The 22,267-nt window shown below is 44.3% G+C and carries 18 protein-coding genes; 16 read left to right on the top strand and 2 right to left on the bottom strand.

Features of this window, described 5'->3' with window-relative positions:
• The first annotated feature begins 47 nt into the window (after positions 1 to 47).
• From RE469_09990 to RE469_09955, 8 genes are all read left to right on the top strand, one after another.
• Complete coding sequence (locus RE469_09990; protein ID WMT44516.1) at positions 48 to 1,436, top strand: hypothetical protein; 1,389 nt, start codon at positions 48 to 50, stop codon at positions 1,434 to 1,436.
• Positions 1,437 to 2,027: 591 nt separating this feature from the next.
• A complete protein-coding gene (locus tag RE469_09985; protein ID WMT44515.1) occupies positions 2,028 to 2,702 on the top strand; it encodes a hypothetical protein in 675 nt (224 codons plus the stop codon).
• A 65-nt stretch (positions 2,703 to 2,767) separates the two neighbouring features.
• Positions 2,768 to 3,547: a hypothetical protein gene (locus tag RE469_09980; GenBank protein WMT44514.1), complete on the top strand. Its 780-nt coding sequence runs from the start codon at positions 2,768 to 2,770 to the stop codon at positions 3,545 to 3,547.
• A gap of 174 nt (positions 3,548 to 3,721) precedes the next feature.
• Positions 3,722 to 4,300 (top strand): hypothetical protein, encoded by a 579-nt coding sequence (locus tag RE469_09975; GenBank protein WMT44513.1) that lies wholly within the window; start codon positions 3,722 to 3,724, stop codon positions 4,298 to 4,300.
• An 83-nt stretch (positions 4,301 to 4,383) separates the two neighbouring features.
• Positions 4,384 to 5,049 (top strand): nucleotidyl transferase AbiEii/AbiGii toxin family protein, encoded by a 666-nt coding sequence (locus RE469_09970; GenBank protein ID WMT45661.1) that lies wholly within the window; start codon positions 4,384 to 4,386, stop codon positions 5,047 to 5,049.
• Positions 5,050 to 5,135: 86 nt separating this feature from the next.
• Positions 5,136 to 6,941 (top strand): helicase-associated domain-containing protein, encoded by a 1,806-nt coding sequence (locus tag RE469_09965; GenBank protein ID WMT44512.1) that lies wholly within the window; start codon positions 5,136 to 5,138, stop codon positions 6,939 to 6,941.
• Positions 6,942 to 7,055: 114 nt separating this feature from the next.
• The gene (locus tag RE469_09960; GenBank protein WMT44511.1) at positions 7,056 to 9,230 is read left to right on the top strand and encodes a hypothetical protein; all 2,175 of its coding nucleotides are present in this window, start codon (positions 7,056 to 7,058) and stop codon (positions 9,228 to 9,230) included.
• Positions 9,231 to 9,351: 121 nt separating this feature from the next.
• Positions 9,352 to 10,842: an aldehyde dehydrogenase family protein gene (locus RE469_09955; protein WMT44510.1), complete on the top strand. Its 1,491-nt coding sequence runs from the start codon at positions 9,352 to 9,354 to the stop codon at positions 10,840 to 10,842.
• 103 nt (positions 10,843 to 10,945) lie between these two features.
• Here the strand turns inward: RE469_09955 and RE469_09950 are convergent, their stop codons facing one another.
• Positions 10,946 to 11,227: a hypothetical protein gene (locus RE469_09950; protein WMT44509.1), complete on the bottom strand. Its 282-nt coding sequence runs from the start codon at positions 11,225 to 11,227 to the stop codon at positions 10,946 to 10,948.
• A 147-nt stretch (positions 11,228 to 11,374) separates the two neighbouring features.
• On the opposite strand from RE469_09950, the gene RE469_09945 reads away from it, so the two are divergent.
• Together RE469_09945 and RE469_09940 are read left to right on the top strand one after the other, a co-directional pair.
• Positions 11,375 to 12,307, top strand: coding sequence for a hypothetical protein (locus RE469_09945; protein WMT44508.1), 933 nt, complete (start codon positions 11,375 to 11,377; stop codon positions 12,305 to 12,307).
• 77 nt (positions 12,308 to 12,384) lie between these two features.
• A complete protein-coding gene (locus RE469_09940) occupies positions 12,385 to 12,657 on the top strand; it encodes a hypothetical protein (GenBank protein ID WMT44507.1) in 273 nt (90 codons plus the stop codon).
• 632 nt (positions 12,658 to 13,289) lie between these two features.
• Here RE469_09940 and RE469_09935 read toward each other — a convergent pair.
• Positions 13,290 to 14,537, bottom strand: a complete 1,248-nt coding sequence (locus RE469_09935; GenBank protein WMT44506.1) for an aspartate aminotransferase family protein — start codon at positions 14,535 to 14,537, stop codon at positions 13,290 to 13,292.
• Between the two features lie 309 nt (positions 14,538 to 14,846).
• On the opposite strand from RE469_09935, the gene RE469_09930 reads away from it, so the two are divergent.
• The 6 genes from RE469_09930 (at position 14,847) to RE469_09905 (ending at position 22,258) form a co-directional block, all read left to right on the top strand.
• Positions 14,847 to 15,998 carry a saccharopine dehydrogenase C-terminal domain-containing protein gene (locus RE469_09930; GenBank protein ID WMT44505.1) on the top strand — a complete coding sequence of 384 codons (1,152 nt, stop codon included), beginning with the start codon at positions 14,847 to 14,849 and terminating at the stop codon, positions 15,996 to 15,998.
• Positions 15,999 to 16,024: 26 nt separating this feature from the next.
• Positions 16,025 to 17,041, top strand: a complete 1,017-nt coding sequence (locus RE469_09925) for an ABC transporter ATP-binding protein (GenBank protein ID WMT44504.1) — start codon at positions 16,025 to 16,027, stop codon at positions 17,039 to 17,041.
• Positions 17,034 to 18,011, top strand: a complete 978-nt coding sequence (locus tag RE469_09920; GenBank protein WMT44503.1) for an ABC transporter ATP-binding protein — start codon at positions 17,034 to 17,036, stop codon at positions 18,009 to 18,011. The genes RE469_09925 and RE469_09920 overlap by 8 nt, the downstream gene beginning before the upstream one ends.
• A 426-nt stretch (positions 18,012 to 18,437) precedes the next feature.
• Positions 18,438 to 20,264 carry an ABC transporter substrate-binding protein gene (locus tag RE469_09915; protein WMT44502.1) on the top strand — a complete coding sequence of 609 codons (1,827 nt, stop codon included), beginning with the start codon at positions 18,438 to 18,440 and terminating at the stop codon, positions 20,262 to 20,264.
• A gap of 12 nt (positions 20,265 to 20,276) precedes the next feature.
• The gene (locus RE469_09910; protein WMT44501.1) at positions 20,277 to 21,314 is read left to right on the top strand and encodes an ABC transporter permease; all 1,038 of its coding nucleotides are present in this window, start codon (positions 20,277 to 20,279) and stop codon (positions 21,312 to 21,314) included.
• On the top strand, positions 21,311 to 22,258 hold the full coding sequence (locus tag RE469_09905) for an ABC transporter permease (protein ID WMT44500.1): 948 nt from the start codon (positions 21,311 to 21,313) through the stop codon (positions 22,256 to 22,258). The genes RE469_09910 and RE469_09905 overlap by 4 nt, the downstream gene beginning before the upstream one ends.
• The last annotated feature ends 9 nt before the right edge of the window (positions 22,259 to 22,267 follow it).

Here is a 22,267-nt window from a genome sequence, read left to right as displayed (position 1 = left end):
GAAATTAATATACCCGCAAACATCTGAGGACATTTGAGGTTATAGATATGGCGCATATCAGGGGCGTGGATTTTCAGATATTGATGCCTGATAAGGAGTATGATATTACTCACGATATAGAAGGAGCTATGAATGTGGCAGTGCGATACTTCAATTTTCTAGTTCCGGTCAACAAGGAAGGGCTGACACCTGCCGAGTTAAGCGGCTCACTGCCGGCGCCCATTGTTGAATTCATAAGAAATAACAAAGAAAAAAGATACAATAAAGTTGTTGAAGTGGATACAGACTTCTTCACTGCTACAACTCTACAGAGGATCATGAATGAGTATCTGCTTAACACCAACAAAACTCTTGAAAAGCGGATCGAATTCCTGCGCAACTTGAAAATTCCAGTTGAGAAAAATCCACTTCATGGCGGAAAACCCGTTGTGAATACACTTTCATCACGCCCGTTTTCCGTGAAGCTGAATGATTTCTTAGTTATCATGCGGCTCATGGCATTTCTGAAGCATCTTGAAGAAAGCGATTTCAGGCTCAGGTTCATGGGAATGGACATAACAGTAACACAATCAGTTGACGGCATGGACAGAAATCCCATCGAAATACAATTTTATGATAGCAGAATATATCAGCCTGTTAAAATAACAACAACACTTTGTACCCTGTCACTTGTTGGGGAGAAGATTTACGTTATGTTTTCAAACCAGTTTAGAAAGGACCTTTTTTATCACGTTCTTAAAAAAACAGATATCACAGAAATTCTGGAGGGAGATCTGATGAAATCCAAAGGGAAGCAGAGGGACGTGGAAAAGCCTGTTCCCAACAATGAGAGATCGAATGACAAAGGAAGTCGAATAACGCATTCAAGGGCAGAGATCAGTGATGTTTACCAGCTTCGTGTTGCAATCAAAGGCATTTCTCCTCCAATATGGAGGAAGCTGCTTGTAAGATCGTTAACAACACTTCACGACCTGCATCTAATCATTCAGGCTGCATTCGGGTGGTATAATTATCATCTTTACGAATTTAACATCGGAAGCGAGCGTTATGCAAATCCAGACCAGATGGATGATGAGTTTCCTGATGACATTGATTCCAGGGAAACAAAGCTGGCGCAACTGGCATTAAGAGAGGGCTCGAAATTTTCCTACACGTACGATTATGGCGATAACTGGGAGCACAGTATATTGGTCCAAAAAGTTTTTCCTTACGATCAGAGCATGAGTTTACCGGCATGCATTGGAGGAAAGAGAAACGGCCCGCCAGAAGATTGTGGCGGGGCATATGGATATCAGAATATGTTGAAAGTAGTTTCAGATCCTGCCGATCCAGAGCATGAATCCACAATGGAATGGCTTGGTGAATATGATCCGGAGGAATTTGATCTGCAATCTGCGGATGAAGCAGTTAGGAAGTATAAAAATATGGAAAGCTGACTCCCTTTACACGATAAAGTGTCAGATGTTCCTGCTTCATCAACGATGCACCCATCAAAGGATATCCAAACGTTTTATCTCATCTCCTTCCATCCTTTTCAAGTAATTTATCGGGCTTAAATTTACTATCACATATGGGTATGTTCTTTTCATTGTTCCCATCTTTATGATCCATTTGCAATTCGTCTCATCTCTGAATATTTGAGCTTTTTTTGCTCATTTTATGTAAGCCTATGGCAACCTGGTAAACAACATTGCGATTTTTCCTATGAGATGATCTTGAATACCGCTGATCCTTCCACGATAAGGGCCTGTAACCTATCAACCCAATGCAGAACTTTTCCGAATGATAACGTCATATGCGCTTAACGGCATTTCCATAATACGAATAAAGTAGTAATAATAGTAGCTCACTGCTGGCACCATAACCTCTTTTCAACAATCAGTTTATGACTGACGTCTGGTGCAATATAAGTTCGGTGTAAACTATTCTTAATTCCTTTCTGTATCTTTTGTACATATTTTCCCTACATAATTTTGTTTCACTTATCTCATATATGGCACAACTCATACAATTTTGGTGAAAACAAAATGAACAAGAAATTGTTAGTAATGGCGCTTGTGCCAGTATTAGTTGTGATGAGCGGGGCCCTCGCTTTCTCAGCCTTTACAGGCACAGTGACCACAGATGTAACAGCCTCGTCTGCAACCTTCAGCTTATCGGAAGCAGGAAATGTTGCCCTATACAATGCAACAAATACCGTAGTAACAATAACTGGTCCTAATGGCGTAGGGATGACTGCTGCTGGTGTTGCACCGCTTGAGCAACTAGGTACCATCTCAGCCGTGAGTGGATCTAGCGAAGCAACTTTCTCAGTCAGTGTCAATAATCTTGCCCCTGGTGCTTTCGTCTCACTGATCTTTGCCATTAACAACACAGGTTCATCTGCAGTGAATCTTGGTGCAATGTCTTTCTCTAGTGTAGGATCGCTTTGGGTACCAGCAACGTTCTCAAGCACCAATGGAGTTGTTGCAACAACATCGGGGGAAGCAGGCTTTGCCTATGGTGGACTGTCGGAATTTGCCATCTATCCTGGTAATGCGTATACAACGAGCTCAACCTATGAACCATCTGGCATTCTTGCACCTGGTGGAACTGCAGTCTTCTGGTTTTATGTGGGACTGACTAGCAATGCTCCCAGCAGTGATGCAGGGATGACTTCAGGAACTCTTACACTAACCGCAAGTGTGACATCTGCTGCATAAGTGGACTACAAAATATTTAATGCAATGAGGGTGGATCTTAAAAATCTGCCCTCAGGAGTATTTAAATGAATAGAAAGTTGTTTGCTCTAGTAATGGTGCCTGTACTGGTTGTCATGGGAGGTGCACTGGCATTCTCGACCTTCAGTGGAGACGTAACAACAAATGTAACAGCAACCGCTGGACATATCTCTGTAAATGAATATGCAACACTGTATTCCGGATATTCAAAGTACACCAGCGTAAAAGTCACAGGCGGATTTGGAAGCAACACGAATACAGCTTATTTGAATGACAGCAAGGTTTATCCCGTCAATAAAGAGACCAATCTGGCAACAGTTCCCAGTGAATCGTCTGGGGCACAGAACGTTGTTTATTGGGTGAATGTGAGCCAGCTTTCACCAGGCGACTGGGTACAGATCAATCTTGTGCTTGAGGACAAAGGCCCACTTGGAATTGAATTCGCAGATCCAGTGATCAGCACAACTGGACTGAATGCTTTGACATTGACCGGTGTAAACGTTAATCTCAGCAATGTAACAGGTTCCCTCAATTCAGATGATGTATTCACTGCTAATCCTCTGTCAGGGATCAGTGGACTTTCAGCTGCAGGCGACTATTTGGCCGCAACTACAGAAAGTGGCCTGTCCACTGGTATTTCTTCTCCAGCTGAGACGGGCTACGCATACGCACTTGGATCGTTGTTCTCGAATTTCAACATACCTCTTGGAAACGGTGGTTCTGCCACTTATTCATTCTACATAGGACTCTCAACTGATGCCGGCAATAACTATGCAGGTTCAAGCATCAGTATCCCGATTGTTGTTTCAGTCAGTTCAGTGTCATAAATATTTATCAGAATTCATTTTTTGATTTGTTTCATTTTTCTTTTATTCAGGTTACATCCTCTTACAATTACCAATTCGAAATCATGCACAGTAACCTCAGGAATTGAAAAACAACTGGAAATTTGCAAAGTTTATATTGTCATTCCGTATGAACAATATCGTTAAACCGGACTGATGATAACGAAGGAACTAACTCTGTATAAAATCAAAGAAATGGCCGTAAATTCTCACAGGGCTGTCTATAATACAGCACAGCTGTCCAGCCTCATTGGCAAGGATTTCAATACCGCTTCGGTGTACCTGACGAGGCTGTGGAAGAATGGAGTTGCAAAGCGTTTGCTTCGAGGGAAAATTTCTTTCATAGACAATGATTTTGTTATAGCATCGCAGCTTATAGAACCTTCATACATATCTCTGTCCTCTGCCTTACTTTTCCATAACGTTTCACAGCAGGTTCCACACAGAGTCCAGTCTGTGACTCCGGTAAATTCCATAACTTATGATAATCTTGGACTTGAATACCATAGGATTCCCCACGGGCTCATGTTTGGCTATGAACGCCACACCATTGGAGAAAGTTATTGCTTTATTGCTACAGTGGAAAAGGCATTGCTTGATGGATATTACCTTAATTATTTCTCATCGGAAGACCTGCAAACATATCTCCATAACAGGAAAATCCGTGAATTCAAATCATATCTGGAGAAATTTTCTGGAAAGGGAAAACTAAAGCTTCTAGAGGTTGCGGAATGATTGATTCGCAAAGGTTAAGAGAGATCTCCAAACTCTTCGGGATGAGGCCATAGCAACAGGAGAAACATTATCTCCAGAGCCTTATCCTCACCATCGTTTCCGACTATCCTCTTGTCTTCGAGGGTGGAACTTATCTTTGGTTATTTCATGGGCTGAGCAGGTTTTCAGAAGTTCTTGACTTCACTGCCAGAGGAACTATCAAGAAGGACTTCCCGGCATTTATCTCGAGTTCCCTGAGACTCTATGGATACGAAAATGAGATCAAGAGAATCAAAGACAATGAACATGGGATTTCAGTCAGATTCATGATAAATGGACCATTGCATACCAGTAATAAAGATAGATGTGCAATCTATGCGGAGGTCAGTGGTAGGGAGAAGGTCCTTCTTCCAGGCATGCCACTGAAGATAGACTTTCCCCAGTATGATATTCCGGTAAAAACTTTGTCCGGAATGAATCTTGATGAGGTTGGGAGCGAAAAAGTCAGGGCGATCCTTACACGTGAGAAAGGCAGAGACATATTTGATCTCTATTATTTGATTCATAATAAAGAAATTAAGTTTAATGCTGAATTGGTTAACAGAAAACTTGCTTTCTACGGCATAAGTTTCGATTCCGAACAGTTTCTTCAGGAATTGGGAACCAGAAGCAAACTTTTCTCAAGGGAGTTGAAGCCTTTGGTATTTGGTAAAATACCTGACTTTGATCGAGTAGAATCATACATCGGGAAGTGGTTGGCTTCATATTGAGAAATTGAAACCCATCAAACCGGACAAACAGCATGATCATATGATTTTTATACGGTCATGAATTCATTCGCAAAATAAGGTGAAAAATGAATCCAGATACATCTAAACCTCTTGTTGTCCAGGGTGATGGAACAATATTTCTTGAGGTTGAATCCGATCCTGACAGAACGTGCAGGGACAAGATCAGCAGGTTTGCGGAACTGATAAAGTCACCAGAGCACATTCACACTTACAGGATAACGCCTCTTGCGGTCTGGAACGCTGCTTCCACCGGCATATCTCTTGACGAAATGATTGACACCCTGTCAGCGAATTCCAAGTATGATGTCCCGGGGAATATACTGCACAATATCCAGGATTGGTACCGGCGATACGGAAGGGTTAAGCTTGTCAAGCTTCCTCCGAACAGAATTTCGAACTTTGATCCCGAATATATCTATCTCACTTCTGATGATAAAATAGTGTTACAGGAGATAGCCAACAGAAAAACTATCCAGAATTTCCTGGATGGATGGGAAGGATCAAATGCAATCCGGGTTAAATCAATTTTCCGGGGCCGCCTGAAACAGGCACTCATAAAAGTGTCATATCCTGTGGAGGATCTGGTGGGATTTCAGCCCGGAGATCCCCTGGACTTTTCGCTGGCAGATAAAACCAGCACTGGAGAACCGTTCAGTCTTCGCACTTATCAGAAAGAAGCCATCGAATCATTCCTGTCAGGAGGGGATGGTAGCAGGAGTGGTGTTATTGTGCTTCCCAGCGGAGCAGGCAAGACCGTTGTTGGAATGGGAGCAATGGAAAGGATACGGGAGAACACACTCATAATAACAACCGGTACAGTGGCTGTGAGACAGTGGATCAGAGAGATCACTGACAAATCAACAGCAGGTCCACTTATGATTGGCGAATACACCGGCGACAGCAAGGAGATACAGCCCATAACAGTGACAACATACCAGATACTGACTCATTCTACAATGAAATCCGCTGCAAAGTCAATGGACACTGAGGAACCTGGTGATTCCGATGATCTTGCTGAGGGTGATATCACCAGGATATACCCACATCTCAATGTGTTCATGGCCAGGAACTGGGGCCTGATCATATATGATGAGGTTCACCTGCTGCCGGCGCCTGTCTTCAGGATCACTTCAGAAATTCAGGCAAAGAAACGGCTGGGACTCACGGCAACCCTCATCAGGGAGGACGGCAAGGAGGACGATGTTTTCTCACTCATAGGGCCCAAGAAGTTCGATGCACCCTGGAAGGACCTTGAAAGGGATGGATGGATTGCCACTGCTGTGTGCAGTGAGGTCAGGGTGAAATTCCCAAATGAGCAGTACATGATGGAGTACGCGGTTGCACCACAGAGGCTTAAATACAGAATAGCTGCGGAAAATCCCATGAAGATAAATGCGTTGAAATCAATTCTTCAGAGGCTCTCTCCGGATGATTCCGTGCTGATCATCGGGGATTATATTGACCAGCTGCAAAAAATAGCTGATATGCTGAATGTTCCTGTGATCACTGGAAAGACCAAGAACAGTATGAGGGAAGAACTGTATTCACAGTTCCGGAGAGGTAACATAAATATGCTGGTGGTGTCCAAGGTTGCAAACTATGCCATTGATCTGCCCGACGCAAACGTTGCAATTCAGGTTTCAGGGACATTTGGCTCCAGGCAGGAGGAGGCACAGAGGCTTGGAAGAATACTGAGGCCAAAGTCAAGGGATACTCAGGCATACTTCTACACCATAGTCACCTCTGACACCCTTGATCAGGAATATTCCATGAGAAGGCAACTGTTTCTCACAGAACGTGGCTATGGGTACACCATAATAAATCAGGAGGACCTGATATCCAGCGTCAGGGTGAGTGAAGAGGATGCCTGAGAACGTTCTGTGGACGTCTGAGAAAAAATACCAATGGCAGGCATGCTGTGAACCCACTCAGTGGCGTATGAAGAACGGAATGATGCACAACCTCGAAAAATCTATGGTGGCAGAATGAACCATAAGACCCTCGGGGTAATGACTCTGTCACAGATACTTGAAAAGATTCACTCTGATGACATTGCCTACTACAGGAAAATCCTGAAACGCTTCAAGCAACAATCAGTCATCACTGACAGGGGACAGCGTGAAATGGATCCGCATTCTCTGGCAAGATACATAATCTCCAGCGGGGATCCAATGGGCAACATCCGTTATATGGAATATTCTGTAAGGTACATCTGCAATGTTGCTTCATCGTATATAAAACCAATGCCGCTTACCATTTTAAGGAATAAGTTCCAGGGATCATCTTATGCCAGGGCGCTGAATGATGCAATTGATTCATGCCTGCTATTCAAGGTTACAATGGATTTGGAGGAATATGTGGTTGTGCCGGCAGAATACAGATTTATCCCAAAGTCCCCAATGAAGCTTTCCTCACAGTTGACCCTGGATAATGCACTGATGGATACTGGTAAGGTCAGACTCAAAGAGTTCCTGGATTCGGTGAATATCAAATCCTTGCAATCCAACAGCGATGTTTTCCTGAAAGGAGCCGTGTATTCATATGTAATCAGTGAGTTTGATCATATTCTTTCCCAGATGCCACCTGAAGCCAGAGAGGTGTACAATCAGATTGCTGATATGTATGGTGTTGTATCCTCGGGTGAGATCCTGCAGCTTATGGCTGCCCATAAGGAAAGAGGTGATAGGATTGCCAGTGGCAGGAATGACAGGCATGTTAAGGGCGATTCTGCAAATGGAAATCTTCTGGGTCAATTCTTATTCAGTTTCTTTCTTTTATCTGCCAGGTCACATAATTATGGCACGGACATGGCATACATCATTCCCGATGAGCTGATGTCACTTTTGTCAATGGAAAAGCTTTCAGAAATCAAAGCTGTTACCAACCTGGATGTCCCTGAAACGAAGGATGAAGATTATTCTCTAGTAATAAGTGTCAGAAACTTCCTCATAGCATCTTACTATCTTGAACTGCAGGGAAAAAGGCGCACCGCAGACAAACTCACATCCATACTCTCTGTGAATGATGAAAGTTTGACGTTCCTGGACAGTTTCTGCAGGCATTCCAATTTCATCTATGGATCCAACTCAACATACCATATAACCCAGGCCGGCATCGACGCCATGTCCGATCTTTCGGTCATTGAAAGAATTAACCGCAGATATATTTCAAGTGCATTGAGCGGGGCAATGTACAGGTCTGAAGGCAGTGAAAGGAATCTTGCGAAAGTGGAAGATTTCCTGTACAATTTTCTTAAATCAATAGCTGCTGCATACAGCATCTCAGATCTGAGGACCCTTATTAAATGGAATCCTGAAAATATCAGTACATTCCGTCAGAAATACCTGGAGGATATATCGCAAAGTTACTACTGGAAAGGGCATGGAGACATAGGCGGCGACATAAGAAAAAGAGTACCCGACATGGCCGACGGCAAGATGCTGAACTCTGCTGTTAAACATCTGGCCGGACTGGGTGTCATCAGGATTGTCCATGAGGAAGGCAAAGATGGCGAAGATGTCGTCATGGCGACACTGGAGGATCATACCAGGCAATCAGCAGATGCTGATTCCAGAAAACTGAAGAATTACGTGGCCAAAAATCTTACAAAGCCGATTGTTCAGTCAAATTTTGAAGTCATTGTGTCTCCACTGGAGGATTTTCAATTGATCAAAAATTTGGTTTATGGTTGCGAGCTCATATCAGCTTCCACAGGAATGGTTTTCAGAATTACTGAGAAGAGCCTGAGATTCTACGCAAACAACCTTGGTGACCTGAATGAGTTCCTTGCAATTCTTGGCAAGAAGTCTGCTCATGCAATTCCGGAGAATGTTTCTCGGACAGTGAGGGATATAGGTTCACACTGGGGAGAAGTTACAGTCAGGAGATGTGCCGGCATTCTCGTCTTCAGGGATGATTTTCTCATGAAGAAGGCCATGTCCGGCAGGGCATTCTCAAAGATAAACACATTCGAAATATCCCACAACGTTATTGGCATAACCGATGCCAGTGATTTTGAGAAGATAGGGAAAACACTCGGTGATGCCGGTCTTCTTTACAGGATAGAAGAAAACGCCTCCACAGGAAGTGATGGGATGCCGACCGTAAGGCGCAGGAAAAGGCGCAGGTATCGTGAAGACTGGGAAGACTCACTGGACTGATCATTCTAACAATATATAATTATCAGTTTATACCATGTTACTCGCATGTATTCAAAATAGTAAATTATTTTTAAGCTGAGTTCATGTTGGTATTAGTTTGTACACAAATGGGTGAGATATTATGGAAAATGTGCAGAAGGAAAAAATGTATATCGATGGGCAATGGTTGAATGCTGCCAGTGGAAAAACCTATGAGGTCATCAATCCGGCAACAGAAGAAGTAATAGCCAGCGTCCCACTTGGTGGAGTTGAAGATGTGGAGAAGGCCATTGATGCTGCAAGAGCAGCTTTTGATAATGGCCCATGGCCCCGCATGTCGCCTGGTGAGCGTGCAGAAGTAATATTGAAGCTGGCAAGAATGGTTGAGGAAAACAAGTCTCAGTTCAGTACGCTTGAGACATTAAATACAGGGAAGCCGGCAAAGCAGGTTGCAGATTATGATATTGGGGCAACAATCGATAACCTGAAATTCTTTGCTGGAGCATCAAGAGTTGAAACGGGTATTTCGGCCAATGAATACATTGCCGACGGCACAAGCATACTCAGGCGCGAACCAGTGGGTGTTGTTGGTGTCATTGTTCCCTGGAATTATCCATTGATGATGGTGGGGTGGAGAGCAATACCTCCACTTCTCATGGGAAACACAGTTGTACTGAAGCCTGCATCCATTACTCCACTTACTGCCATAAAACTGACCCAGATGCTTGACAGCATAGGCATTCCAAAGGGTGCATTTAATCTTGTAACTGGCCCTGGTGGAACGGTGGGTGAGGCACTCGCAAAGAGTCAGAAAGTGGACATGATTGCCTTCACGGGTTCAACAGAGGTTGGAACAAGGATATCCAACCAGGCCTCTTCAACCGTGAAGAAACTTTCTCTTGAGCTGGGAGGAAAGGCACCCTTCATTGTATTTGACGATGCGGACATTGATGCCGCCACAGAGGGCGCAGTTGTTGGATCGCTTATGAACACAGGACAGGACTGCGGTGCAGCTACAAGATTCTATGTTCAGGAAAAGGTCTACGACAGATTCGTCAAGCTTCTCAAGGAAAAGCTTTCAAGGGTAAGGGTTGGTGATCCTGAAGACATGAAGACTGACATGGGCCCTCTTGTTTCCAGGGATCAGTTCAATAAGGTGAAATCATACATTGAAGTGGCTCAGAGGGAAGGGCAGGTTCTTCTTGCCGGCGAGAAAAAAGGAACCAGGGGATATTTCCTATCTCCTACCCTGGCAACCGTGGAGGATGATAACGCAAGAATTGTTCAGGAAGAAATTTTCGGGCCCGTACTCAGTGTTCTGAAATTCTCCACCTACGAAGAGGCAATCAGGCGTGCTAATAATGTCATATACGGTCTTGCCTCATCTGTGTGGACCAAGGATGTAAGAATTGCAATGATGGCATCGCGGGACCTGAGGTTTGGAACAGTGTGGGTCAATGACCATGCACCAATTCCATCTGAGATGCCCTGGTCACCAATAAAGAGATCAGGTTTTGGTGCATCCACATCTATTTTTTCACTGGAGGAGTTCACCAATCCAAAGCATGTCTATATTGACCTAACCGGGAAAGTGAGGAAGTCATGGTACTACCAGATTTATGGTGACCAGTGAGGTGTGGGATCTTCTCCACTAATTTTCTATTCACGTATAATAGGATAAACTAATTCCATATATTCCTGAAATTATTGATATGATTATCCAAATCCTTTCATTTCTAAATTCGCTGTTCATCAGCAGGCTCTACCTCCCTGATGAAATCAAAATCTATCAGGAGGCATGGATATCTTCTGGTTCTCACCATGATAACTGTTCCAGAATATGAAAGAAATTGAGCCTTAAAAGGTTCCCTGAATTCAATGGGCTGATCAGATCCACTTCCAGGACATGGAAAGCCAGAGGCATTGAATGAATTGCCAAAATCCACGCTACAGGGATATACTGTAATAGTCTGTCCTTCTCTGAGTTTTTTGATGTATGCTATTGCGGGTTTATCCACGGAAAGTGTTTACTCAGAATTATTAATCCTTTCCCATCGTGTAGTTTGCACGCAGGTTCCATTTAAGCCATGGACGCAATTCGCGGGATCTCATCTTCGCCGCGTACAGTGGAAAAATTTTTAAAACCATCGCCTTATTATTAAGGGATGCTGGTAAGGGACATAGACAGAAAGCTTGACATGAGGCTTGTCCTCAGGGTCAGGCAGAATACGGAGTTTTTCAGCGCAATTGCCGACATGCGCACGAAACTCCCTGTCTTCATTTACGGAAAGAACGGGGAATCATGGATGTCCACATATTTTCCAAGGGATTCCAGAAATTCCAAGATAGACATGCTGCTCAGCAGATTCCGTGCAATTGAGAAGGATGATTCCTTCGTTGTGGACACAAGGATCAACAACGTGAAGGATCTGGCTGTCATAAATAAGCTGATACATCTTCCATCATTCATTGTGAACAGATCAGACATGAGCGGAGGCTTCATCAACATATATGCAAGGTTTCACAGCAGCCAGGCCGATGCCGTTTCCTCCCTGCTTGCGGAATATACCGCGGACGGCATGAATTCAAGGGTGGACTGGCTTGGGCCAAGCCCGGGTATAACAAACATAATGAATTTGATCAACAGCGAGTATCCGATTTCACTGGTAACGTATGATCTACCTATGAACGGAGATGAGAAATCAATCAGGATTATACTCTCAGGTGAAGTTATGGCAGAAGCCTCAAATACGCTGGAAAACAACGGAGGCTTCTCCACAGTTCTCTATTCCCAGAATCCCATACATGGCGATGTGGACGGTCTTGCCCCAATTTCACCTGAAGATGGTATCTACAGTATGGAAATGAGGAACTCATTCCTTACCATGGTCAGGGACATAGCCAACCAACAGCACATAATGAGAACCAGATTCTTCATCAAGCCAACCGGTGAAAGGTTGCATATCACCGTGTTTCTTCCTACTGCCAGCATCTATGAATACTATTCGATCATATTTGATGTAGCAAGAAAGACTGAGAACAGGGTAGTTGTGAGACATCTTCTGCCGTACACGCAGGATGTGTGGAATTTTGTCTGAATTACATCGCGTGGATGACGTTATGAACTCACTGAGTTCAGTAAGCTTTTAATCTGTACATTCATGATTACGACAGAATGGACGACAGGCTGGAAAGTATTGCTAAAAATCTTTCTACTGGCCAGATGATAGCGATATATCCACTGAGCACACTTTATGGCGATATTCTTACCACCCTTGCAAAAAGATGTGAAAACTTTAAAGATTCTTCAGTGTCACTGGATGATCCATTCCAGGCTGAGTTCCTGAATTTTGACGGAACAACTTTAACTGTCAGGACAGATAAATACCCTTGCCTGAGAATAGACATAAGCGATCTGAAAAATATTGTTTCTTTCAGCACGGATTAACTAAGTCTAAGATTTTGTCACAAGTTTTTTTAGGCGTTTAATAAATGGAATCCGTTCAGTACATGGCCCTAAAAAATATGTATTTGACGCAAGTCTCTGTGCTATTTTGTGGGCAGTTCTTAATTGTCAATGACGAATCTACCGAGAACCATGACCATCAGAAATTTCAACAATTTACAAAAAGTCTCCGTGCTTTATGTTAGAAGAGTTTATCATAATGTCTTGAAAACATCCCAAAGGGAACTATCTTGCCCGGAAACTTGTTAAATTTATAAAATAGATATGACCATCAGTCCCTTGAATAATTCTCATGGTGTTAATTCTGGGTGACCTCCTCCCCTATCTTTCGAAAGAGGCTTCCCAATTCAAAGGTTGCTGGCAGAATCTCCACGGGCTTGAATCCCCCTCGGCCCAAGGGTACTCTGCCCTCCAAGCTGAGCCGCACGACTATACGGATTGCAGGTACGCATGGAGCAATATGCGATCCGACCACTTTCACTTCTGCCTGCCGGCGAACAGGAATATCATGTGTTTGTGATACAGGTAGGTTCAGTTTTATCCCCTCTCTTGCGAAGATGGAATTCCCACTGGCAAATGTTAAAAAAAGTTTGTGAAAAAAAAGAACGGTATGGTTACTCTTCTGCTTCCTTATATTCCTTGATGCTGTCCCTCAGAACATTTATGAATGCATCGATGTCCTCTTCGCTGTGGGCTGTTGACAAAGGTATTCTTTCAAATGCATCAGGATGCAGGTAAATTCCCTTCTTCAGCATGATCTTCTGGACAGCCTGGTATTTCTCCCAGTCGCTCTGAATGGATTCTCTGTAATTCTTCACCTTTCTCAGTTCACTGAATGCGAAGGAGAGAAGACCCGTTTCCCAGTTCACAAGCATGTCCTCGTTCAGTTCATCACCCACTTCCTCAATTCCCTTCGCTAGCTTTCTTGTTATCTTTTTTAGGTGCCTGTAGGCTTCGAAGTCATTGGTTGACAGGATCCTCAGATTCTCAAGAGCACCGGCAAGGGAAATAGGCGAAGCAAAGTATGTACCTCCGTAAGCAACACCATTGCCTATGAGATCCAGATACTCGGCTTTTCCAGAAATTGCCGAAATTGTAAGACCATTACCGAGAGCCTTTGCCCAGGTTGAAATATCAGGCTTGACGTTGTATAGCTTCTGAGCTCCACCCTCGCTTACCCTGAAACCTGTGATCACCTCATCCATGATGAACACTATGTTATATTCATCTGCAAGTTCCCGAACTGCCTTCAGATAGTCATCGTCGGGTAGAACTACACTGGAATTTGCCATGATAGGTTCCATTATGATTGCTGCTATTTCATTTCCCCTGATCTTGAGGATTCTCTCAAGGCTCTCTGGATCGTTCCAGTTGGCCACAACCACGGTGTCCATCACCTCAGCCGGAATTCCAGCCGTGTATGCCAGTGGTCTCGGGAATCTCTTGAGTCCACTAACTACTGGCGGTGATTCCACAGAAATTGCGGCGTAATCGTGAAGTCCGTGATAGTGCCCCTCGAACTTCAGGAGGACATCCTTCCCCGTGGCAGCCCTGGCAAGGCGGATCGCATTGAAGGTCGCGTCTGAGCCGCTCAGGGAAAATATCACCCTGTCCTGGTTCGGAACGAACTTCATGAACATCTTTGCCAGCTTGTATTCAAGCTCATTGGGTGCACCAAAGAGATAGCCATCCCTGATCTGCTTCTTCACTGCGTTGTTGATCTTTGGATGTGAATGGCCATTGATGAGCGGGCCAAACGCCATCAGAAAATCAATGTACTGATTTCCGTCTATGTCCCATATCCTGGATCCCTTTCCCCGGTTAATAAAAAGCGGGTACGGTTCCCACGAACTTGTTCTCATGAGAGAACTAGATCCACTTGGTATCAATTTCTTCTGTCTTTCAAACAGCCTCTCAGATTTATCGGAGTGCCACTCCTTTCGACTGTGACTCTCCGATTCGTTTAGATTGGTGGATTCCATATTAAAACACCATTGTATACCTTATGTCTTCCCCCGTATATGTACTTTTCCAGACAATAAACAGTAAGAATGTACATAATTTATTTCATGGCATAAAAAATTCCAACATTTTCACATACGATATGGAACATGTGAAAATGTTCCAAATACTGCAATAAGTTTTTATGTTACAAATAACTTTATGAAATTATGAAAGTGACAGTTGTAGGGGGGTCAGGCATCACAGGCACCGTTTCTGTTCTTGATCTCCTTGAAAACAAGAGTGTTGAACAGGTACAGGTGATTGATCTTGTGGAGCGGCAATTCCACGATCCAAGAGTTGTGTACAAGAAAATAGATGTACAGAAGCACGACGAACTGGCAAAGGCCATCAAGGGTCACGATGTTGTCATAAACGCATCCCAGTATTATTTCAATCTTGATGTCATGGAAGCTTGTCTCATTGCCAAAGTGCCTTACATTGATTTTGGCGGACTATACCATATGACGCGCCAGCAGGTTACTCTTAACGACAAATTTGCGAAGGATGGCCTTCTTGCGGTGATAGGCATGGGAGCTCAGCCCGGTATTTCATCTGTGGCAGCGTCCTATGCGGTAAACAAGATGGACAAGGCGGAGAGCGTCATAATAAGGGATGCATGGACGGATAAGACTGAGGGTGCCAAGTATTATTTCTCGTGGTCTCCTGCAACACTTATTGACGAACTCACGCTTCCTGCAGTGCACTACCAGGATTCTCAGTTCAAGGAAACACCACCCATGTCAAGATCTGAAGCGTTCAATTTTGGTCCTGAAATTGGAGACGTCACCGTTTACCGCACACTTCATTCTGAAATTGCCACGATGCCGGAGAGCTTCAAGGAAAAGGGAGTGAAGTATGTGGAATGGATGGAGGGAAGCAGGGATATTTTAAATATGAAGATGATTGTAGACATGGGATTCGGAATGAAGGAAAAATACAAGGTCGATGGCACTGAGATTGTGCCCAGGGACTTCTTCATAAGATTCCTCAAGAGCCAGGGGATCCTTACTCCTCCTGACAATCTTCAGGTAAAGGACTATGAGAGGACAGTTGTTGAGGTTAACGGCGAGGAAGGCGGAAAGTCAAGAAATGTTCAGGTCATAATCGATTTCAAGTACGACGAGAAGCGGAAACTTTCTGCATCCCAGAAAGAGGTTGGGGTTCCTGGATCAATTGTTGCCCAGATGATTGCTGGCGGCATCGTGAAGGGAAAGGGAGTCAAGCCTCCAGAACAGATCATACCTCCAAAGTTGTTCTTCCCGGAGCTTGCTAAACGTGATATCCGGGTAAGAAGCCGGGAAACATCCGACATCAGCTGAAGGTGGGAGAACAATAGATGTTGACAATGGATGGAAATCAGGAAGATTCCCTTCAAGCTTCGTCCACCATCCTCGAGGTTAAGAACCTTACCATAACATATAAATTTTCTAATTATTCTATAAAAGTAGTAAACAGAGCCAATATACACGTGATGAAGGGAGAGAAGGTAGGCATTGTTGGCGAAAGTGGATCCGGAAAGACTTCCCTTGCAACGGCCATATCAGGTCTTATGGATTCGCCTCCGGCAATTCACAATAGTGGAAGGATTTTTTTTGACGGAAGAGAAATAACCCCAATACTGTCACCTGAGAGGAACAAGAATGGTGTCCTGGGGCTGAATATGGTTTTTCAGGAGCCACTGACATCCTTGAATCCGGTTTACAAGGTCAGGGATCAACTCCTGGAGTCAATGATTGCCTGCGGCCTCGTGAAGAAGGATGACAAGAATTCTGTGTCCCAGGGAATCGACCGCATCAAGGAAATGTTAGGTGAACTGAGCATAGACAGCCCGGAAAAAGTCATAGAAAAATTCCCTCATGAGCTATCAGGGGGCATGAGGCAGAGGATTGCCATCGCCCTTGCACTGCTGCAGAAACCCAGGCTTGTAATCATGGATGAACCGACCACGGGCCTTGACACAATTGTTCAGGTCAAACTCCTCAAGCTGCTTTCCCGCATGCAGTCCGAGACTGGACTTTCCCTCATAATAATAACCCATGATCTTACTGTTGCTGCACAAATCTGTGACAGAATCTATGTTATGTATGCAGGAAAGATTGTAGAGTATGGGAGAACATCCACCATAATCAAGAGCCCAAAACACCCATACACTTCACTGCTGCTGTCATCAATTCCATCCGGTTTTTATGATTCTCCACCACTTCCCTCAATGCGCGGGGATCCTCCCGACATGAGAAATATACCCATGGGCTGTGCCTTCAGTCCAAGATGTCCGTTCGCATTTGACAGATGCCAGATGTCAGAGCCTGAAATAGCCGTTCTGGAGAATAATCAGGGGGTGGCGTGTTTTCTCTATGAATGAAGAAGCTGCTGTGATAGCTGTCAATGATCTTCACATTCGCTTCATGAACCGGTCGACTTTCTCCGGCAGAAAGGCAGCAGGCAGCAAATATAACGAAGCTCTGAAAGGAATAAGCCTTACGGTGAATAAGGGCGATACTTACGGAATCATTGGGGAAACAGGATCCGGAAAGTCAACTCTTGCAAAGATTCTACTGGGAATTTATAAACCAACGGACGGATCTGTTGAGGTAAACGGCAAGCGCATAAATTTCAGGCGTACACGTGACATAAGATTCATGAGAAACCAGATCGGGATTGTATTTCAGGACCCAGTTGGGTCTTTGAATCCCAGACTTCCCGTGTACAAGATAATCAGAGCAGGGCTTCTATATTCAGACATTCCTAAGGAGAGATACGATGACAGGATCAGGGAGGTATCACTTCTTACCGGGGTGCCCATAAGCAAACTCTGGAACTATCCTGGCGAGCTAAGTGGTGGCGAAAAGCAGCGTGTCAGTCTTGCCAGAGCTCTGGCAGCACCCAAGAAGGCGCTTATACTGGACGAACCCACAAGTTCCCTGGATGTTAGCATCCAGGCAGAGATCCTGAATCTTCTCAGGGACCTCAAAAAGAAGACCAACCTAACTTACCTTTTCATTTCCCATGATATCAGCGTCATAAAATACATGTGCAACAGGCTGTCCGTAATGTTTTATGGAAAGATTGTGGAGTCGGGCAGTACCAGAGAGGTCGCTTCCGCACCAAAGCATCCCTACAGTGAAATTCTCTTCAGGAGCACATTCAGCTTGGACAAGAAAGAAGACATGGACATCCCACTTGCGGAGACAGCGTCATCTTCTTCTGGCTGCATATTCCAGCGCCAGTGCGGAAGGCGCTTTGAACCGTGCACCCAGATACCGCCTTCGATTCAGTTGCCCTTCGATGAACATGTTGTTTCATGCTGGCTTTACCACAAAGATGGATTTTAGGCCGATGATTATTGATCACTGCTCCTGACTGGCATTTTCAGTAAAATCTTTTAATTCATATCCCTGTAACACGGCGGATTTAATCATATCCGGCAAAACAAACCTATGCATACAGGCATATGATGATGATCGGTAGAAAATGTCTTTACGGAGTTTATTTGCATATCCCCTGCTAGATCATGGAATCAGAACGGGCCAAAAAAGAATATAGAATGCAACAATACACCCCTGCACACGCCAGAGAGTGGTTATCATGCAAAGTCCAGAGATTTGCTCATACGATTATTTTTGTGAACTACGTTTTGCAGAAGTACTCACTAAATTCTAAATTTATTTCAATTTACCCGTCTATTAAATAAACAATATTCTATTTTGATATAGTCTGATAAACAATGTATATATACTACTTTTTGCATAAGGATTCCCATGAAAAAGTCATCGGCAATTATTGCTGTTGTGGTCGTAGTTATTCTGATTGCGGCAGGCTTTGCGATATACAAGCTGGAAACTGAAAAGAAAGCTCCAATAAATTATGTTATAGAGGGATCAGCAAAATCCCCGGGACATCTCGATCCGGCTGTAACATTCAGCACAGCCGGATGGGAGATCATGAATCAGATTTATCAGGGCATGGTAGCTCCAAACGGAACCAGTGAAACTTCATACATTGGAGTTCTTGCCACAAACTGGACTGTTTCAAACAGCAATATGTCCTATACTTTCACGCTGAGGCAGGGAGTCACGTTCAGCAATGGAAATCCGTATAATGCATATGTTCAGTGGTATTCTATGTACCGCACCCTCGTAATGAATCAAGCTCCGTCCTTCATTCTTGGACAGAATTTTAACTACTCGAATGGGGTCAATTTCACTGTTACTCCAACCGAACTGAACACCTTCAACTTTTCAAATCCCACCTCATCTCAGCTCAGCATCATGGAATATCCGTATCAGTCTTTCCAGGTTATAAACAACCATACAATCAGGTTGAATCTGGGTTATGGCTACAATGGTGATGTGCCTTTCAACGCACTTCTCGCCACACTATCCACACCACCTGCAGCAGCTGTTGATCCCATATTTGTCCATGCCCATGGCGGAGTAAGTGGAAACAACACCAATTCATATATGACAACCAATACTATGGGTACCGGACCGTTCTATCTTCAGAAATATGTACCAAGCTCAACTGCTGTGCTGGAGAGAAGCACAACCTACTGGGCAGATAACCTTAGCAACAGCAGCCTTAATTATGCAATACAGCCAGCTAAACTCAGCGAGGTTATCATTGATTACCAGCCAGTATCCACATCCATTTCCGCGGCAAAGGCCGGCAAATTGCAGGTCATAGATGCACCGGCATCTTCCTACTACAGCACCCTCAAGGGTATCAGTGGATTCAATACCAGTATCCTGCCTGTCAGGTTTGGCAGTTCTGAAGGAACTTATTATGTGTACATGGATCCTGGGTCATTCTCTGCATTTACCAATCTTGATGTGAGAATGGCCATAGCCTATGCTATAAACTACACTGGAATAATCAGTGCCGTATATCATGGGCTTGCATCCTCATGGATTGGCCCGGTTCCAGCGGGGTTCCCATACTATAATAGAACAACCACCGGTCTCTCGCCATATTCATACGATCCTGTAAAGGCAGCACATCTTCTTGCGGATGCCGGATACAAGGCAACACTCCCCAATGGAACTGTTTTAAATTCTGGAGGAAGCACTTTCCCCACCGCTACATTCACTTTCGATCGTGATTCTTCGTCTCAGACGAGTGAAGCTGAAATTATCATAGCTGACCTTGAGGCAATCGGAATACACATAACCTCCGACGGTGTTTCTCACAGCACCTGGGAATCCATAATATTCGGCACGAATGCCGGTTCAACATCCTACTATTTTGGCATCAGTTACTATACTGAAGACTATACTGCAACAGAGGACTATGTTGATGCCATACTTGATGAAGGCTATGTTGGTGCATCGGGATATGGAGGCAGTTACAACTATAACTCCACAATATTCAACATGACCGTAAACGCAACATCAACAAACAATCCGACATATATAGTGCAGAATTACACCAATATCGTTAAAGACATCTACAACAGCTACTGGTTTGCCTGGCTCAATGTGCCATACATGTTGGCATTCCACGTGGACAATCTGGCAGGAATTATTCCAAACCCAGCAGGATCTGCAGCAGGCTATTTCATGTTCTGGAACGACGTCTACTATACCTGAAGGTGAACGGTTATGGATTCAAGCCGTTCACTAATTTTTTATATAATCAAGAGAAGCATTGAGGGAGTCCTTCTCATTTTTGGCACCATAATTATTGTCTTCCTGATCTCGCATCTACTCAGCACAAATCCTGCAGTTCTCTGGGCAGGTCCCAAGGCCAGGCCTTCAACCATCGCTGCAGTGAAGTTAAGATACCACCTCGATGATCCAATATATGTACAGCTCTGGTATTTCCTCTCTTCATATGCTACAGGTAATCTGGGTATTGATCCCGTTACCGGTCAATCAATTCTGAGTGAGATCCTTTTCTACTTTCCCAACACGCTTGAACTTGTGCTCATGGCCTTCGTTATAATCATCATTGCAGGCATAGGGCTTGGTTACCTGTCCGCCATGAACTTCGGCAACAAGAAGGATAGCCTCATAAGAATCTTCTACCTCGGGGCATGGTCCACCCCAACATTTCTGGGTGCGGCTCTTGCCATAAGCGTTTTTGCCTCGTATATCCCCATATTTCCCGTGGGAGGTATGTATTCATCTTATCTGACAGCCCCACCTCGCATCACTGGTATCTTTGTTCTTGATTCCATAATCACGGGCCACATTGGTGATTTCGTGAACGGAATGTATCATCTCATTCTTCCGGCAGCAACACTGGCCTTCCTGAATTTTGGACTGGTGACAAGGATCAGCAGGTCAGGAGTACTGGGTGTGCGGTGGATGCCTTACGTTCGGACCGCTTATTCAAAGGGATTGCCAATGAAGGAGGTTCAGCGGCACCACATTCTCAGGACCGGATTAATAGAGGCAAATACCGTTGTGGCCGTAATGTTTGGGTGGCTGATTTCAGGTACAGTGGTGGTTGAGGAACTCTTCTCATGGCCTGGAATTGGGAGGTTTGCATACAACGCAGTTGTTTCTGATAATTATCCTGTGCTCATCGCTGTTGTCATTGTATTCACAATAGCTGTTGTTGTTGCAAACCTGGTCGCAGATATACTGTACGCAGTACTTGACCCAAGAATAACGCTTTCGGGTGAGAAATCATGAATAATGATAGAACTGCTGGACAGAGGCTTAAGGGTACGTTGTCAGATATATACGCCAACAAGCTTTCCTTCGCTGGACTTATCATAATTGGCTTCTTTGTGATTGTTGCAATCCTGTTTGAACTGCTGGGCACACACATGACGCCGTACAATCCATATAAGATCAACCTTTCCAGTGCGAATCTTCCTCCCTCACTAACACACATCTTTGGAACTGACGGACTTGGGCGTGACATATTCTCCCGTATTCTTGCAGCTATACCAGTGGATCTCGCCATCCCTTCTATGGTCGTTGGAATATCTGTCCTTGTAGGCCTTATATTGGGAAGCATTGCCGGATTTTACAGAGGACCGAGGGAAGAGGTTATAATGAGATTCACTGATCTCTTTCTGGCATTTCCTGGGCTCATAATGGCACTTGCAATAGCCGCAACGCTTGGTCCCAGCCTGATAAATGCAACCATTGCAATCACCATAGTCTGGTGGCCCCCATACGTCCGTATAGTCCGTGCAGGGGTACTGGAAGTATCGGCCAATGATTTTGTGACAGCATCCAGGGCAATGAACCTATCATTCTGGTACATATTCAAGAATGATCTAATACCAAACATAATCCCGACGGTAATTGTATATGCCACCATGGATATTGGGACCGCACTTCTGACGCTATCAACACTTGGATTTCTTGGAGTGGGCATACCTGCCGGTACTCCTGAACTGGGGCTCATGGCATCATCAATCACCACAACGCTCTATACATATCCGTGGGAAGGTCTCATACCTGCGGCATTCATACTGCTAATAGTCCTCGGACTAGGTTTGCTTGGCGAGGGTCTCAGGGATTCCATGGACGTGAACCTGAAATCACACATTGTCAGGAGAATTCCAAGGCCAAGAGAGCAGCCAACAGAAGAGGAATCTGGCAGTGGTGCAATATCTTCATAAATAATTTTC

The organism is Cuniculiplasma divulgatum (assembly GCA_031200235.1).
Lineage (GTDB): Archaea > Thermoplasmatota > Thermoplasmata > Thermoplasmatales > Thermoplasmataceae > UBA509.
Note: the sequence above shows the minus strand (reverse complement) of the source record. Positions and strands in the feature narration are given on the sequence as shown.